Source organism: Enterococcus sp. BWB1-3, assembly GCF_016745275.1.
Taxonomy (GTDB): Bacteria; Bacillota; Bacilli; order Lactobacillales; family Enterococcaceae; genus Enterococcus_L.
In genome coordinates, this window is record NZ_JADOEP010000039.1 from 1 (window position 1) to 16,614 (window position 16,614).

The 16,614-nt window shown below is 38.1% G+C and carries 17 protein-coding genes; 13 read left to right on the forward strand and 4 right to left on the reverse strand.

The features are described from left to right. Positions 1-262 (forward strand): signal peptidase I (gene lepB, locus IW492_RS16905; RefSeq protein WP_202069177.1); only part of this gene is annotated, 262 nt, incomplete at its 5' end. Positions 263-1,310: 1,048 nt separating this feature from the next. Continuing rightward, on the forward strand, positions 1,311-1,466 hold the full coding sequence (locus tag IW492_RS18200) for a hypothetical protein (RefSeq protein ID WP_236671980.1): 156 nt from the start codon (positions 1,311-1,313) through the stop codon (positions 1,464-1,466). 98 nt (positions 1,467-1,564) lie between these two features. On the opposite strand, the gene IW492_RS16910 is transcribed toward IW492_RS18200, so the two are convergent. After that, on the reverse strand, positions 1,565-2,374 hold the full coding sequence (locus IW492_RS16910) for an NUDIX hydrolase (protein WP_202069178.1): 810 nt from the start codon (positions 2,372-2,374) through the stop codon (positions 1,565-1,567). A 430-nt stretch (positions 2,375-2,804) separates the two neighbouring features. Here IW492_RS16910 and abc-f point away from each other — a divergent pair, with 430 nt between their 5' ends. From abc-f to IW492_RS16940, 6 genes are all read left to right on the forward strand, one after another. After that, on the forward strand, positions 2,805-4,358 hold the full coding sequence (gene abc-f / locus IW492_RS16915; protein ID WP_202069180.1) for a ribosomal protection-like ABC-F family protein: 1,554 nt from the start codon (positions 2,805-2,807) through the stop codon (positions 4,356-4,358). A gap of 511 nt (positions 4,359-4,869) precedes the next feature. Next, on the forward strand, positions 4,870-5,100 hold the full coding sequence (locus IW492_RS16920) for a TfoX/Sxy family DNA transformation protein (RefSeq protein ID WP_202069182.1): 231 nt from the start codon (positions 4,870-4,872) through the stop codon (positions 5,098-5,100). A gap of 509 nt (positions 5,101-5,609) precedes the next feature. Beyond that, on the forward strand, positions 5,610-7,034 hold the full coding sequence (locus IW492_RS16925; protein ID WP_202069184.1) for a PTS mannitol transporter subunit IICB: 1,425 nt from the start codon (positions 5,610-5,612) through the stop codon (positions 7,032-7,034). Positions 7,035-7,068: 34 nt separating this feature from the next. Then, positions 7,069-9,147: a BglG family transcription antiterminator gene (locus IW492_RS16930; protein ID WP_202069186.1), complete on the forward strand. Its 2,079-nt coding sequence runs from the start codon at positions 7,069-7,071 to the stop codon at positions 9,145-9,147. A gap of 43 nt (positions 9,148-9,190) precedes the next feature. Further along, positions 9,191-9,622 (forward strand): PTS sugar transporter subunit IIA, encoded by a 432-nt coding sequence (locus IW492_RS16935; RefSeq protein WP_202069188.1) that lies wholly within the window; start codon positions 9,191-9,193, stop codon positions 9,620-9,622. Continuing rightward, positions 9,619-10,773 carry a mannitol-1-phosphate 5-dehydrogenase gene (locus IW492_RS16940; RefSeq protein WP_202069190.1) on the forward strand — a complete coding sequence of 385 codons (1,155 nt, stop codon included), beginning with the start codon at positions 9,619-9,621 and terminating at the stop codon, positions 10,771-10,773. The genes IW492_RS16935 and IW492_RS16940 overlap by 4 nt, the downstream gene beginning before the upstream one ends. A gap of 229 nt (positions 10,774-11,002) precedes the next feature. On the opposite strand, the gene IW492_RS16945 is transcribed toward IW492_RS16940, so the two are convergent. Further along, positions 11,003-11,179: a hypothetical protein gene (locus IW492_RS16945; RefSeq protein ID WP_202069192.1), complete on the reverse strand. Its 177-nt coding sequence runs from the start codon at positions 11,177-11,179 to the stop codon at positions 11,003-11,005. Positions 11,180-11,759: 580 nt separating this feature from the next. Here IW492_RS16945 and IW492_RS16950 point away from each other — a divergent pair. Continuing rightward, positions 11,760-11,945: a hypothetical protein gene (locus IW492_RS16950; RefSeq protein ID WP_202069195.1), complete on the forward strand. Its 186-nt coding sequence runs from the start codon at positions 11,760-11,762 to the stop codon at positions 11,943-11,945. A 53-nt stretch (positions 11,946-11,998) separates the two neighbouring features. Here IW492_RS16950 and IW492_RS16955 read toward each other — a convergent pair whose 3' ends face one another. Then, positions 11,999-13,186 (reverse strand): toxic anion resistance protein, encoded by a 1,188-nt coding sequence (locus IW492_RS16955; protein WP_202069197.1) that lies wholly within the window; start codon positions 13,184-13,186, stop codon positions 11,999-12,001. Positions 13,187-13,220: 34 nt separating this feature from the next. After that, positions 13,221-13,871 carry a 5-bromo-4-chloroindolyl phosphate hydrolysis family protein gene (locus tag IW492_RS16960; RefSeq protein ID WP_202069199.1) on the reverse strand — a complete coding sequence of 217 codons (651 nt, stop codon included), beginning with the start codon at positions 13,869-13,871 and terminating at the stop codon, positions 13,221-13,223. Positions 13,872-14,191: 320 nt separating this feature from the next. Here IW492_RS16960 and IW492_RS16965 point away from each other — a divergent pair, with 320 nt between their 5' ends. The 4 genes from IW492_RS16965 to IW492_RS16980 all read left to right on the forward strand — a co-directional run bounded on the left by IW492_RS16965 (position 14,192) and on the right by IW492_RS16980 (position 16,408). Further along, positions 14,192-14,770, forward strand: coding sequence for an NUDIX hydrolase (locus IW492_RS16965; RefSeq protein WP_202069204.1), 579 nt, complete (start codon positions 14,192-14,194; stop codon positions 14,768-14,770). Between the two features lie 2 nt (positions 14,771-14,772). Beyond that, positions 14,773-15,057 (forward strand): cell wall synthase accessory phosphoprotein MacP, encoded by a 285-nt coding sequence (gene macP / locus IW492_RS16970; protein ID WP_202069200.1) that lies wholly within the window; start codon positions 14,773-14,775, stop codon positions 15,055-15,057. Between the two features lie 15 nt (positions 15,058-15,072). Next, complete coding sequence (locus tag IW492_RS16975) at positions 15,073-15,765, forward strand: 5'-methylthioadenosine/adenosylhomocysteine nucleosidase (protein ID WP_202069201.1); 693 nt, start codon at positions 15,073-15,075, stop codon at positions 15,763-15,765. Between the two features lie 91 nt (positions 15,766-15,856). After that, positions 15,857-16,408 (forward strand): cysteine hydrolase family protein, encoded by a 552-nt coding sequence (locus IW492_RS16980; RefSeq protein WP_202069202.1) that lies wholly within the window; start codon positions 15,857-15,859, stop codon positions 16,406-16,408. Positions 16,409-16,614 lie beyond the last annotated feature (206 nt).

Below are 16,614 nucleotides of genomic sequence, written 5' to 3' on the forward strand. Positions count from 1 at the left end.
TGTGAATGGTGAGGTAGTGGATGAGAAATTTATCATTGATGAAATCAATGAAGCCCAAAAAAATGGGGGACAGTACACGGCTGATTTTGATCAGTATGATATCAGCCGGGAAGCGGTCATCCCAAAGAATTGTTATTTGGTTTTAGGAGACAATAGAGAATATGGGTATGACAGTCGAGATTATGGACTGATCAACAAGGAGCAGGTGATAGGGGTTGTTCGCATGCGCTTATTGCCTTTGAATGACTTGACGGCCTTCTGAATTTGGATTTAAATCTGTTAACAATAAAAAATGTACAAGGAAGTTTTTATTGAAATGGAAGTGTCCAGGTTCAGTATGTTGGAACGCCTATTCAAAAGTTGTCATCGCTGGTGAACGGTGCAGTATTACTTGATTTGCCAGGGGAACTCGCTTAAATTGAAAAGAGCAGAACAAACCAAATTTCGCCATCTGAAAATTATTTCCTTTATATGAAGTCTTGGATAAATCATTCAAGAGTCAGTATAAAGGATTTTTTGTTGGAAGAAACGAATAAAGGGGCGTGCAGAAAAAAGAGTGCTCAGCTATTTTTGAGTTGCACCACATCTTTCTTATCTTCTTCTGTGAAACATTTGCTGTTTCATGCAACACTAGTGTGCCAACTGGCAGATGAGAAATTAGTAGCGAAAAAGCCTAAAAAAATGTCTATAGCAGAACGTGCAGCAATGCCTTTGACGGTACATAGGACTCCTTGTTTGATTGGCTCAGAATCACAGAAGAAGGTCGAGGAAAACAGATTTTGATCATTAATGGATCTGGTGGTGTCGGTTTAATGGCTATTCAGCAGACAAAGACTGCTGGAATGGAAGATATTACGACCGCTTCCAGAGATGAAACACTGGACTGAAAACGGGAGCTGATCATGTGATCAATCATAGACAGTCTCTAATAGAGGAATTAGATTGATTGGGGGCTGATGAGAGTCGATTCATTCTGTATTTATACAATACAGGCAACTATTGGGAAGCGATGTCAAAAATTATTCAGCTGTAGGGGAAAAGCTGCTCAATAGTTGAAACTGCTTAATCAGTTGATTTAGGATTGCTGGAAAGCAAAAGTGTAACATTCAGCTGGGAATTCGTACTTACACGATCCATGTACCAGACAAAAGATCAAATACGACAGTGGAAAATTTTTCAAGAGATTGCTGAGCTGTAAGACAGCTGAAAGTCACCATTACTCAAGAGCTTCACTCAATCAACCCAGAAAATGTAAAAGCAGCTCATAAAATACTCAGCAAGGGAAAAATCGTTTTGACTAGCTGAGAGTAATGATTATCCAGCTTAATTTGATAAATCAAAAGAATAAAAACAGCAAGCTGTTTTCAAACGATGCAGCAACTGATTTTGACAGTTTTGTTGTCTATTTCGAAATCAGTTTACTTGAAAGGGAAGCTGCTGTTTTATTTTATGAATTGAATCTATAAAAATGTATTCAAAAGCAGGAACTATCCAATGCTATTTGTGAGAACAAGGGAAAAATGGTTACATGACCTGCTAATGCTAACCTTTTGACAGACACAACTTAATTTGCCAGACGATAAATTTTTGACGGGCGGCCAATCCCCACCGGTCGTTCACCTATTTCTTCAAAATATTGAAGCATAGCTTTTTTAAAGTTAGAGTGGTCAATCGTTTTATAATCGATTCCCCAAAACTTGGCGAAAACTTTTCTGGCTTCTGTAATAGTGAAATCTTGTCCAAGTACCTGTAAAACCTGCGGCTCGTGTTCCATTTTATTTGCAACTCGATTAAAAGCTTTTAACAGAATTTCGCTATGATCAAATGCCAGCAAATGATGGTCGCTTGCAGTGGGATCATCTAGGTCAAGAGTGATAACAGCTTTTCCATCACTTAAAATTAGTTTGCCATCCTCTCGTTTCATATTGAACCAGCTGACTTCCTTTGCATCGTCCCCTGCGATTAAAGGTTCTTCACCAATAAATGCAAGATAGCTGACTGTGACAACCCAGCCTCTGGGATCACGATTCGGTGTACTGAAGGTGTGCAGCTGTTCAATATTGTGTTTGGAAATAACCACACCTGTTTCTTCCCTTGTTTCTCTAAGTACGCTTTCCCCGGTTGATTCATTAGGAGTCACAAAACCTCCTGGTAACGCCCACGAGTTTCTGTAAGGGTGAGATTTTCGTTTAATTAATAATAGCTTCAGCTGATCTTCCTCTTTGTTATAGCACATCAGGACAATGTCAACAGTTAATGAAGGCTTCTCATATTCAGGATGATCTTGCTGGTGATACCACTTTAAAAACTCAACTTCACTGGCAGTTTGTTCATAATATTGTTTTTCTTCTTTTTTAGAAGTAAAGTGAGACAAAAGCGTTCATCCTTTCCAGTTAAGATAAAAGTAATTTTTACTTTATTGTATCACGAAGAGGAATAAAAACAACTGGTGTGCAAGTTAAACTTTCTATCAAGATGTTTCAGATAAAGCAAGAGAAATATATAAGTTAAATTTTTTTTGTGCTATAGTCTTGATCCCTGCTCTTGATTAATAAGAAAATTTTTGTTAGACTGTATGTGACTTTAAGAAAGGGAAAGGTACTTGACTATGTACAATACATCTACTATTCAATAATTTAATACAAATTATTAAATTCTGTAGTGGATGAGTGTACCTAAAAATAGTGATGACAAGTTATCTTTCATAAAATGAAACCATACGTTTATTTTGCGTAGGGTTAAATGATTGGAATTAATTAGGCAGACTGTCATCTTCTTCAGAATTGAAGGAGGTTTTTTTTGTTATGACAATAAAATTCAAAAATATAAAAATGTACTTTGGCGATAAAGATTTATTTACGATTGACCATCTGACTATTCCGCAGGGCAGCAGAGTAGGAATAATCGGTGATAACGGATCAGGAAAAACAACCCTGTTTTCAATCATAAAAGGGGACTGTCAGCCAAATGAGGGAACGGTGAACTGCAGTGATCGGGTTGCCTCAATTGAACAGCTAATTGATTCGGAGGATACGGCCAGTGGCGGAGAACAGACCAGGAAAAGGATTCAGGAAGCTCTAAAAGGGGTGTCGGGTATTCTTTTGGCTGATGAACCAACGAATCACTTGGATAAAAATGGAATAAACTATTTAGAGAAAAAGCTGAAACGGTATGCAGGGACACTTCTGGTCATTTCACATAATCGATCTTTTTTAAATAAAACAGTGAATAAAATTTTGGCAATCGAAAATAGTCAGGTAAAGATATACGAGGGAAACTATGATGACTATCTGAAACAGAAAAAAATTGAAGAAGCAGAGTATCAGCGGTCTTATGAAAATTACCAGCATGAAAAGCAGCAGCTTATGCGTGCAGTAGGTGTTGTCAAAGATAAAAGCCGTCAAACGAGAAAAACACCAAAACGAATGGGTAATTCTGAGGCGAGGCTGCATAAGATGGGGGATCAGCGTGCGAAGAAGAATCTTGATAATCGAGCGAAGATCATGGAAACACGATTATCGAAGTTGAATAAAGTGGAAAAGCCAGTTGAAAAGAAGAAGCTGGTCATTCCTTTTTCTTCTGCCCAACCACTTCATGCCAATTATTTATTGGCAGCAGATCATTACAATCTGGTAATCGGTCAGAAAGAATTGTTGAAGAACAGCTCTTTTAAATTGGAAACCGGCTCAAAAACTGCGTTACTTGGTGTCAATGGTTCAGGGAAAACAACACTTATGAAAGAAATTTTGCATAGAGGACAAGGGATTTCGTTTGCAAGAGGAGTAAATCTTGGCTATTTCAGCCAAAGCTTTGAAACACTGGATGATGAAATGACCATCTTTGATTCTGTTTGTGAAAGCTCACCTTATGGGGAACAGGAAGTTCGAGATTTACTGGCGCATATGCAGTTTCGTAATGAATCGGTATTTAAAAAGATTGGTGTTTTAAGTGGAGGAGAAAGAAGTAAAGCAGCTATCAGCAGGCTTCTGCTGAGTAAATATAATTTACTGCTGCTGGATGAACCAACAAACCATCTGGATATTGCTTCAATAAAGGTTTTGGAAGAGGCACTTTCAGCATATCAGGGAACTGTATTGTTTATCTCCCATGATGAGACATTTATTGAAAATGTGGCGACAGACAAGTGGATGATTACGGATAGGAAGATTCAAACAGAACAGGACAAAAACCGTATCAGTGAAAAGGAAGAGCAGGTCAAGCAGCAAAAGCTGTTGCTGGAAACCCGTAAAACGACGATACTAGGTCGCTTGATTTCAGCAGATCAGACAGAAAAATTAAAGCTTGAAGCTGAATTTCAAGAAGTCTTGCAGGAAATAAAAGTATTGAATAATGACTAAGGTGAGACTGAAAACGATGGAGGAGACCAAATTTCATAGTGATGAACCAGGGAGAAGGCTGACTATGAAACAATGTATTGCGTACGGTATGTCAATGAGAAATACCACAGATTTCACTCAATAGAACAAAGAGTTTGGGACAGAATAAAGTTCCAAACTCTCTTTATATCTAAACCCGAATAAACGGCGGGACAAAAGCAAAAATTCTTTTTGCGACGAGTAACCGCAGGAGCAACTCCTTCGGAATTAAGCCGAACTATCCTGAAAATATGAGAAATTACTTTCGGATAGTCCTTCTTAATTCTCGGAACTGATCGCTTTTGTCCCGACCTCGAATTAGCAGATGGAAGTATAAAGAATTTTTCAGAAATACTCAAAAGTATGGCGGGCATTAGTATTCAAACACAGGGATTGAATACAGCGGCTGCAAAGCAAACGGTGATATACCAGTTGAAACAATTGCCGTATTGGAGAGATAGTGAAGTACACGATGACTGAACTGGAGGGTACATTGGAAATTGGAAAAGTAATGGCTGAGCAGCTGTGGAAAGTAAATATACAGTCACTGGAAGAGCTGGAACAGATCGGTAGTATGAATGTGTTTTTGCTTGTCAGAGAGCAGGGGGACAAAGGGACCTGTTTGTCGTTTCTTTATGGTTTGGAAGGTGCTATCCAAAGTAAAGAGCTTTCGGTGGAAATAAAGACAGAACTGCGAAATTTTGTAAATTTTTTGGAAAACTAAGAATAGGATGAGACTATAGCGAGGTTGTGACAGAAGTGTTCTGTCTCAAGAAATAAGTCGGAATATACGAAAATAGCTACTCATATTTTCAGTATAGTTCGACTTATTTCCGAAGAGACAGCTTCTGGAACACCGTTTATTCGGTTTTAGGGATATCAGACATACTTATGTCACAGTCCAGTTTTTTGTGTAAATACCCAAGAGAAGACAATCCAATTTTTGTAAATTTGAAACCTTCAAGATGAGATTTTTTAAATTATATAGTATGTTAAAAAACTCTCTCGATTATAAATCATTTACATATTGAAGAATAGGTGAATGATACTTGCGGGAATTGCAAGATTTTGTCAAAATTACTTGGACAAAACTAGCTTTTCATTTTCTTGTGAATGGAATAGGGAGCGTTTACAATAAGAATGACAGCAAGAGCTGGTCAAAAAATTCAGCTGCGCAGCCTGAATGAAGTTTATGAATCAAAAGACTTTTCATAACACAAGGAGGAAAAAGTCATGGAACAGACACAGGGAAGCATGAAAGTAAAAATCCAACAGTTCGGCAGCTTTTTAAGCGGTATGATTATGCCGAATATTGGAGCATTTATTGCGTGGGGAATTTTAACGGCATTATTCATTCCAACAGGTTGGATACCAAATGAACAATTAAATGAGATCACAGGACCAACGATTAATTATTTGCTGCCGATTCTAATTGGTTTTACCGGCGGACGTCTGGTATATGATATTCGAGGCGGAGTTGTTGGAGCGATGGTGACCATGGGGGTTATTACGGGCGCCAATATTCCTATGTTTTTAGGGGCAATGATTGTCGGACCGGCAGGAGCAGCGTGTATTAAGAAATTTGATGAACTGGTAGACGGAAAAATTAAACCAGGTTTTGAAATGCTTGTAAATAATTTTTCGGCAGGGATTCTATCTTCAATTTTAGCTATTTTAGCATTTTTAGTTGTTGGTCCTGCAGTAGAAGGCTTAAATACAGCCTTAGCTTCAGGAGTAAGTTTTCTGATTGAGCGTTCACTGTTGCCGCTTGCAAGCATTTTTATTGAACCGGCAAAGGTGCTTTTCTTAAATAATGCAATTAATCATGGTGTAATCAGTCCAATTGCAATTGAGCAGGCGGCAGAAACCGGAAAATCGCTGCTTTTCTTATTGGAAGCGAATCCTGGTCCGGGATTGGGAATCTTGCTGGCCTATACATTGTTTGGAAAAGGATCAGCAAGACAAACGGCACCGGGAGCAATCATTATTCACTTTTTAGGAGGAATTCATGAAATTTACTTCCCATATATATTAATGAAACCAGCACTCATTCTTTCAGCGATCGGAGGAGGAATGACGGGCGTACTTACACTGTCAGTTTTTAATGTGGGATTAGTTGCGCCGGCTTCTCCAGGAAGTATCTTTGCGATATTGGCGATGACTCCACGTGATGGTTATATTGGTGTCATTTTGGCTATCGCAGCAGCAACAGCTGTGTCGTTTGGAATTTCCAGCCTGATTCTAAAAACATCAAAAGAACCAGAAACAGATTTGCAGGAGGCAACAGAGAAGGTCAGTGCTTTAAAAGGAAAACATTCTGCTGCTCAAGCACTAACTGAAACGAATGTGCAGACTCAGAACGAAGGTATTTTAATTAATGTACAGAAAATTATTTTTGCCTGTGATGCCGGAATGGGTTCCAGTGCGATGGGGGCTTCAGTTTTGAGAAATAAAGTGAAAAAAGCTGGATTATCAATTGAAGTCGTTAACTCTGCAATTGCACAGCTGCCAAACGATGCGGATATCGTTGTCACACATAAAGATCTGACATCCAGAGCAAAGGAAAAACTGCCAAATGCTTATCATGTGTCCGTGGAGAACTTTTTAAATGGGGATCAATATGATGACTTGGTTGATAAGCTGCTGGCTCACATATAGGCTGATTTATTTTTAAAAAGAGGAGGAGCAAAGAATGTATCTTTCAGCAAGAGCAAGGTTGATTCTGGAACAGTTTCTGGATTATTCGCTGCCGGTTTCATTGAAGAAGCTTTCTAAAGATTTGAATGTCAGTGAACGGACAATTCGTCGTGATATGAAGGAAGTGGAAGATACATTATTCTCCTATAATTTACAGCTTAAAAAGGAGAACGGTCTTTATCAGCTGTTGGGGAGTGACAAGGATATACAAAATTTCCGCTGGTATCTGATGGACCTCTCCTACAATGAATACAGCCCGGATGAACGTCAGTTAAGGATATTAAAAACATTGTTGAAAGAAGAAAATGGTGTTAAGCTCATTGGTCTGGCAAATGATTTAAATGTAACTGTCTCAACAATCAGCGGAGATCTCAACAAATTGGAAGAGCAGCTCCCAAACGGTGTCACTATTGAGCGAAAGAGAGGGGCCGGCGTTTCGTTGGAAGCACCTGAAATAGAGAAGCGTCATTTAATGAGCGAAATCGTTGGTGAACAGTTTCCGAATTATCAGCTGCTGAAGTACTTTCAGAAAAAAGAGAAATCTGAGATGACAACGACATGGCTGGAAGATCGTCTGCTGAATTTAGTTGATGAGAACATTCTCCAAAATGTAGAAGTGCATATCCGGGAATGGCGTGAAAGGGAAGTTCAGGAAATCAGCGATGAAGCCTATGTGAATTTAGTCGTTCACCTTTCCATTGCGATTGAACGAATTATTGATGGAAATTTTGTACAGTCCTATGATTATGAACAGGAAATTCTGGATTCATCAGAATATCAAACAGCTCAAAGACTGCTTGCTGATATTTTAGAGATCGAATCAGAAGTAGTTCCAGAGGGCGAAGCTGTTTACATTTCCATGTATCTGCGCAGCTTAAAAAGCCGAAAAGCAGATAAAGTTTTCTTTGAAAACGAAGATATGCAAGTGATTCTTTTTGCCAAAAAAATGATAGGGCTTGTGGAGGAAGAGCTAGATCAGGAATTACCGAAAGATCAGCTGCTAAAAGGGCTGATTTCTCATTTGAAGCCTACCTTCAGACGTTTGGAACAGGGATTGCGGATTTACAATCCACTGATTCAATCTATCAAACAGGATTATCCTGAACTGTTTCAAATTATTCGAAGGGTTTTTGATCAAATTTATCAGGGAGATAAGGTACTGGACGAAGAGATTGGTTATCTAGTGCTGCATTTTGGTTCAGTCCTGCTGCAACTGGAAAGTGAAGCAGAATTTTCCGGATTAGTGGTCTGTGCAAGCGGAATTGGCACATCACGAATGCTGGTAACCAGACTTCGTCAGAAGATTCCTCAAATGAAAAAGCTGCAGACTGTTTCATTGTTTGAACTGGCAAAAAAACGAAAAGAATCTGATATAGATATTATCATTTCAACAATAGATTTAGGGAAAGTCGATTTTGATTATTTTCTGGTTTCCCCTATTTTGACTGAACAGGAAATTATGCAAATTGATTTGTATTTAAAAAATGCTGGAAAAACCTACAGTCAAAGGAAAAACAGTACTGGTACAGGAGCTGCTGAATTGACCACATATGAAGCGATCCAGCTAATAGAAGAACGGCAAATTTACCATAACATCGTATTGGATATTTTAAAAAATTTCAACTATGTCTTTCTCGAAAAACAAATGGGAACAACAGAGGATATTCTCAGGGCAGTCTGTACTCAGTTACTGGAAAAAGATTCGACTATTAATGTGGAACTGCTGATCAGTCTTTTAATGAAGGATGAAAACTGGAGCGGATTTGGTATACCAAATACACGAATTGGAATGTTTCACGGAAGAGATGAGATGATTCAGCAGCCATTTTTTCAGTTATTTCATTTATCAGAAGAGCTTTCAGTAAAAGGGATGGATCAGACAGAAATGAATGTGAATAAACTAGTACTGCTTCTGGCTCCTGAAAAGTACTCACAAGAAGGACTGAAGGTTTTAAGTTATATCAGCGCTATGTTTGTGGATGATCCGGAACTGGTTGATATTTTAGAATATGGAACAGTAAAAGAAGTATCAAATTATTTTGTAAAAAGACTGATGGATTTTTTAGCGATATAGCTTTGTAGATGAATACATTTTACATGAGGAGAGAACAGAAATTATGAAACTTGAAAAAGCAGATGTGCGGTTAAATCAGCACTTTTCAGATAAAACAGCAGCAATCACAGCAGCTGGAACCTTGCTTCAGGAGCAGGGATACGTAACTGAGGAATATATTCCCAAAATGATTGAACGAGATAGAATGACATCCACGTTTATCGGGAATTTGGTTGCAATCCCGCATGGAACAGAAGACAGTAAAACAGCAATTTTGAAATCTGGGATTGTCATTATCCAGGCACCAGAAGGCGTTTCATTCGATGGAAATGAAGTCAAATTGATTATAGGAATTGCCGGAGTTGAGAACGAACATTTGGCATTGCTGTCGGAAATAGCAATGGTTTGTTCAGAAATGGAAAATGTGGAAAAATTGATCTCAGCTCAAAATGAAGCTGAAATCATTGACTTCTTCAAAGGAGGTATTGCTGTATGAAAACTGCTGTCCATTTTGGAGCGGGGAATATCGGTCGGGGATTTATCGGCTGGCTACTTTCAGATGCTGGGTATGAAGTGATTTTTGCCGATGTGAATCAGCAGATTACAGATGCTATTAATGAGGAAAAAGAGTATCAGGTTGTACTGGCTAATGAAGCTCAGGATACATTTACTGTTGAGCATGTATCTGCATTAAACAGCCTAACAGAGGAAGACCAACTGATTCAGGAAATCAGCAGCGCCGAAATTGTCACAACTGCAGTTGGTCCAACTATTTTGCCTAGACTAGCAGATATAATTGCCAAAGGGATTAAGGCAAGAATGTCCGAGAAAAATCCTCTTACTATAATTGCATGTGAGAATATGATTGGCGGTTCAAAGCTCCTAAAAGAGGAGGCTTACAAAAGATTAAGCGAACAGGAAACTGCTTATGCAGATAAATATATTCAATTCCCAAATTCTGCTGTAGATCGAATCGTTCCGGACCAAACGCATAAAGATTTACTGACAGTGACTGTTGAACCATTTTATGAATGGGTGGTTGAAGAACTGCCGGACATGACAACAGCACCGAAGATACAGGGGATGACCTATGTTCCTGATTTGACGCCATATATTGAGCGGAAGCTTTTTACAGTTAATACGGGTCATGCAGTGACTGCCTACTTTGGCTATATAAAAAATATAGCTTCTATTGAGGATGCCATTCATAATGATAAAGTGCTGTTTATTGTCAGAAGTGCATTAGAGGAAACTGGTGCTCTATTGGAGAAGAAATTTCAATTTTCTCATCAGGGGCATCAGGAATATATCGATAAAATAATTGACCGGTTTAAGAATCCTTATGTTTCAGACTATGTGACACGAGTAGGTCGGTCGCCTATTAGAAAAATTGGAGAAAATGACCGATTTATTCAACCGGCCAGACAATTTGTAGAAGCATTTAATGAAACACCTAAAGCTTTGGCAATTGCAATCGCAGCAGCATTAAAATTTAAAAATCCTTCAGATGAAGAAGCTTGTGCATTGCAGCAGGCTATTGAAGAGAGCGGGCTTGATGCCACGATTGAACAGTATACAGGATTAAAGCCTTATACAAAACTATTTGAAAAGGTCAGAGATTCCTATCATCAATTAGGAGCTGTCTGAAAACTTTAGTGGTGAACAGTTTCAAAAAATAAAATGAGCGAACTCTAAATGGTGACAGAGTACTTGCACATTCATCCCCTAATAGGAGCAGCTGTTAATGTATATCGATGTATGTCTTAAGGCTTTTTGCATAACTTGCTCCTGCGATTACTCGTCGCATGAAGAGATTTGCTCCTGCGCTTCTTCGATTACTCGTCGCATGAAGAGATTTGCTCCTGCGCTTCTTCGATTACTCGTCGCATGAAGAGATTTGCTCCTGCGCTTCTTCGATTACTCGTCGCATGAAGAGATTTGCTCCTGCGCTTCTTCGATTACTCGTCGCATGAAGAGACTTGCTCCTGCGCTTCTTCGAATGCTCGTCGCATGAAGAGATTTGCTCCTGCGCTTCTTCGATTACTCGTCGCATGAAGAGACTTGCTCCTGCGCTTCTTCGAATGCTCGTCGCATGAAAAGATTTGCTCCTGTTCTTTTGGCAAATGCTTGTTGTCTATCCAATAGTCTCATATGTAATACTACTGGATAGGCTGCATGTTTATTGGTTTAGAAGTATAATTTAGTTTTAAATTGGTCAATACATTAGGGTGTGTCTGAAAACTCAAGCGGCGAATAGTTTGATGATTTTTATCGAACTCCTCGTCATAAATACTGGCTTATGAGCCACATAAGCTGTGTTTTCTTCCTTGATTTCAACAAAAATTACTGAAAAATTCGAATGCCGCTAACTTTTCAGACACGCCCTAGTTTAGCTTTGAAATAATGCTTAGCTCTATCTAAAAACTCATTATATTTATAGTTTTCCGACAAAATCAAATAGAATCCATCCTGTTTTAACTGTTGTTTATAAAAGTGATAGTTAAAACAGGATGGATTTTTCTTATACTGAAGCAGTTCTTTTTGTGTGGTGGAATAAAAAGAGAGATTTAAAGGAAGGGGGAGTTAGAATGTCAAGTATAGATATAGAAGCTTAAAAGGCGGTAAAATAGTTAATGGCTCATAAAAATATTGAAGAAATTTTAAACACACCAGTTGAAAACCAGCGAAAGATGTGGGAGGAATCATACATGGGTGCAACGAATCCGACTGCTATCAAAATAATCGAAGATCAGATTGCTGATGTGTATATAGAATGGCTGATACTGGAAGAGACATTGATATGTCACAGTCTCTTCTAGCCAAGGAGAAAATAAAAACTACCGATCATTTATTGATCGGCAGTTGACTAACATTATTGTGTTAATTCCAAAAGCTTGTTCTTTAAATCTTCTTCCATATGGCTTAACTCAATTTCAGCAGCACGGCGTTTTTCTTTACCTTCCCGTTGAATTCGTAATGTTTCTTGAATCGTTTCAACCAGATCATTTTGAGTTTTTTGCAATGTTTCGATATCGACAATACCGCGTTCATTTTCTTTTGCAGTTTCAATAGCAGAAATTTTCAGCATTTCTGAGTTTTTCTTCAGAAGGTCATTAGTTGTTTCAGAAACTTGACGCTGAGCGGTAACTGCATCCTTTTGTCTTAACAAAGTCAGAGCAATAACAACCTGATTTTTCCATAAAGGAATAGCTGTATTGATTGAAGCCTGAATTTTTTCAGCAAGTGCCTGATTGGTATTTTGAATTAAACGAATCTGCGGTGCCTGCTGAATAGTAATTTGACGGGCTAAACGAAGATCATGCGTGCGTTTGTCTAAGCGATCCAGAAACTGTGCGTGGTCATTGGCGATCTGAACATCCATTTGATCACCGGTTTCTTCAGCTTTTTTCATTGCTGCCGGAATAATGGTTGTATTCAATTCTTCCATTTTCAACTCACCGGCAGCAATATAAATATTCAAAGCATCGAAATAGTCTTTGTTTTTATTGTATAGTTGTTCCAGCATCAAATTGTCCTTCAAAAGACCTTCTTTTTCTCTGTCCAGCTTAACTGCGATTTTATCAATTTGAGCACCGATTTTTTGATATTTTGCAGTGATCTCAAAAATGGACTGTTTCACTTTCCCAAACATTTTTTGGAAGATATTTCCTTCACCGGAACGAAGCTCATCCGGATTTGCTTCACTTAAACGATACATTAAATCTGTCAGAGAATCTCCCACAGGCCCAATGTCTTGAGACTGTACATGATTCAACATGGATTGAGAGAATTCGCTTAATTTATTTTGAGCATTTGAACCATAGGTAATGATCGCCTGTGTATCCTGAATATCAATTTTGGCAGCAAGCTCCTGTGCCTGCTTTTGACGATCTTCAGGCAGTTTGTCAATCAGCCGGGGTGCGATCTGCTGGTTTTGTAAAGCAGAGATTTCATCTTGCTGTGTTGTTGTTAATGAATCTACTGGGGTGGAGAATGGATTGTTTAATAAATCATCCAACGCGTTATCCACTGAGACTGTATCTTTTTCCTTGTTTTCCATCTATTCGTGACCTCCTAATTATAGTAACAAGTTTCTATTCTTTGTTACTATTATCCCTTTTCAGACTGTTTTTAGCAATTGATATTTCAATATCAAGATCTTCAATATCATCTGCTACAAACTGTTCATAATCTTTTTTGATTAATTTAGAAACCTGATCAATAATTTGTGCGCTTTCTTCAAGCTTCTCATAAGCTTGTTTACTCTTAATTTCATGATTATCAATCTCAAGATATTTCTTAGTTAAATCTACTATATTAGGCAGGTGCGTGTAAAGAAAATGGTTTGCTGAATGCAGCTTTGTCGGGTTTTTGACTAATTCTTTAAACAGCGCTTTAGAAATACGTAATGTGTCATTCCGCAGATCAATGGCTCTAAGTTTTGTTGACTGATTAATATTGTCTTGAAGTTCTACGATTTGGACTCTTGCAGAATTCATTGTATCCCGGAAAAATGCAATTTCAGCGTCGCTCATCCCAAGCTGCTCGTAATGAGCTTCTTTTGTTTTAGTCAGGACCGGCAGCGAGGCACTGTTCTTCACTTTTTTGCGACCTGTAAATAAAGTAAGCAGTGTAGCAATGACAAGCAATATAGCAATTAGGTCAACACTGATGTAAGTAAAACGAACAAACAGTCCAGCAATAATTATATAAGCAATTACTTGTAAAAATTTTTTACCCTTCATGTGGATTCCCTCCAATTTTCCTATTCAGGAGTTTTCTCTCCTTCTACACCAATTATTCTAACACATTCCTTTGCAGAAAAAATATCCGTCCTAGGGTTGATTTTAATTTTTACAAAAAACGTAAGAAAAAGCGAAAAAAGTTTATTTTCAAAAGAAATGTGCTATTTTTTGAAAGAATGATGGCAGGAGTTAGTATGAAATGGACGGGTATACTTCCTGAAAGTTTTATGTTTGCTGATGTTGTTAGTGAATCAATATTCAAAAAGCTATCACTAAATGATAAAATTAGGTATTATTACACTAGAAAGAATGGTGAGGATATGTTGAGCTTTGAAGACTTTGAAGAAAAAACGATTTCAAGACAAGAGATATTTAAGGGGAGTGTTATAGAAGTTGTTGTGGATGATGTTCGTCTCCCTGACGGCTCAACTGCTAAAAGAGAATTAGTGTTTCATCCGGGTGCAGTAGCAATTATACCGATTACTGCTGAAAATAAAATGGTTTTGGTTAAGCAGTTCCGCAAACCTTTGGAAAAAGCAACACTGGAAATTCCAGCTGGGAAAATTGATCCCGGAGAAGAAAATTATCCAAAAGAAACGGCACTTAGAGAGTTGGAAGAAGAGACAGCTTATCAGGCAGAGCTGCTTGAGCCAGTTGCTGCCATGTATGTGACACCAGGTTTTGCTAATGAATTACTTCATATTTTTTATGCTGAAAATTTAAAAAAAGCAGAAAATCCGCTTCCTCAGGACGAAGATGAAGTAATTGAATTGTATGAGCTGACGTTGGAACAGACTAAACAAGAAATTGCAAATGGAATGATTTGTGATGCGAAAACTCTTTTTGCTGTACAGTACTGGGAGCTTATGGAAATGAGAAAGGCGTTGAAGGAGGTATAGAGATGGCAAAAGGTCCGTTAATCACTCGGACAGAATTGCGTAAGCGAAAAGAGGCTGCTGATTCAGAAATGAAAAGGAATCAGGAAATCGCTGAAGAGGAATATCAGGAAAAAGAAAAAGAGATATCTGATTTTTATCGAAAAGAACGCAAAAAAAATAAAGAGGTTTTGACAACACGTTCCGGTGAACAGGGAAAGATCAGAGAGCGAAGCAGTAAATTGACGAAAGCAATTGTCATTGTAGGAATACTTCTGATCATTGTAATATTAATTGTTTTGAATTTATAGAAATGAGGGACAGAAATGAAAATAGGTATTATTGGAGCGATGGAACAGGAAATAGAGGCTTTAAAAGAGGTCCTGACTGAAAAAAGATCATGGGAAAGGGCAGGAGCTGTTTTTATTTCCGGATCATTGGGGAATCATGAGGTGATTGTCGTTCGTTCAGGAATAGGAAAAGTTTTATCAGCTGTAACAACAGTTTTACTTATACATCAATATGGTGTGAATATGGTCATTAATACAGGTTCTGCCGGCGGGATCGGTCATGGTCTGGCTGTGGGAGATATTGTGATTGCAGATAAATTAGCTTATTTTGATGTGGATGTAACTGGATTTGGCTATAAAAAAGGACAGCTTCCAGGAATGCCACTTTATTATGAATGCAGCTCCTATTTGAAGGCTGAGATGAAAAAAGCAGTGGAAAAAGTAGGCTTGCCTGTTCGCAATGGCTTGATAGTAACAGGAGATTCATTTATTGACAGTAAAGAGAAAATAGAAAGCATCGTATCTGATTTTCCAGATGCATTGGCTTGTGAAATGGAAGGAGCTTCGATAGCTCAGGCTGCGACTCAATTTAACATTCCATTTTTAGTTGTTCGGGCAATCAGTGATACGGCTGATCATGAAGCGACACAGAGCTTTGATGACTTTATTGAAGATGCTGGGAAAAAATCGGCTGAAATGGTTATTGTATTTATTAAGCATTTAGTGTAAATATAAAGCTGCAACCACGATTTTTGATGTTGGGCAACCTTGGAAAATTTTTTACAAGCAAACAGAATTAGTAATGAATGGGGGAGATTGTGTGAAAGCCTTGATTTCTATTGATTATACCAATGATTTTGTTGCAGCGGATGGTGCACTGACAACAGGAAAAGCCGGACAGGATATTGAAGCAGCTTTGGTAGAACTGACGGATAAATTTACTGCAGCGGGTGATTTTGTTGTTTATGCCATCGATAGACACGATAAAGCGGATGTCCATCATCCTGAGAATAAATTATTTCCGCCACATAATCTTGCCGGTACAAAAGGCAGAAAGTTGTATGGAAGTTTGAATGATTTATATACAAAAACAAAGGATTTGGAAAATATTTACTGGATCGATAAAAGACACTATTCAGCTTTCTGTGGAACGGATTTGGATATACGTCTAAGAGAAAGAGACATTTCAGAAATCCATTTAGCAGGTGTCTGTACAGATATTTGTGTTCTGCATACAGCAGTAGATGCCTATAATTTAGGTTATAAAATTTTCATTCATGCAGATGCTGTTGCCAGCTTTGACCCTGTTGGGCATGAATGGGCATTGGGACATTTTGCGAATACGCTGGGAGCAAGGATTATAGATGAATAAAAGACAACATTCGCATGTATTAAGGGCTCATTGTCAACTAGTGTTGGTGAAAGAAATACAAGAGAATAAAGCCAAGCAGTTAGGGGGCCCTACCTAGCTGCTTGTTTTTCATGCATGGATTCTGTTAATGAGGGTTCTTTTTAACTTCTTTGAAATACGTTCCTCTATAAAGGAAAATCCTTTCTCTAAAATTATTGAAATTACGA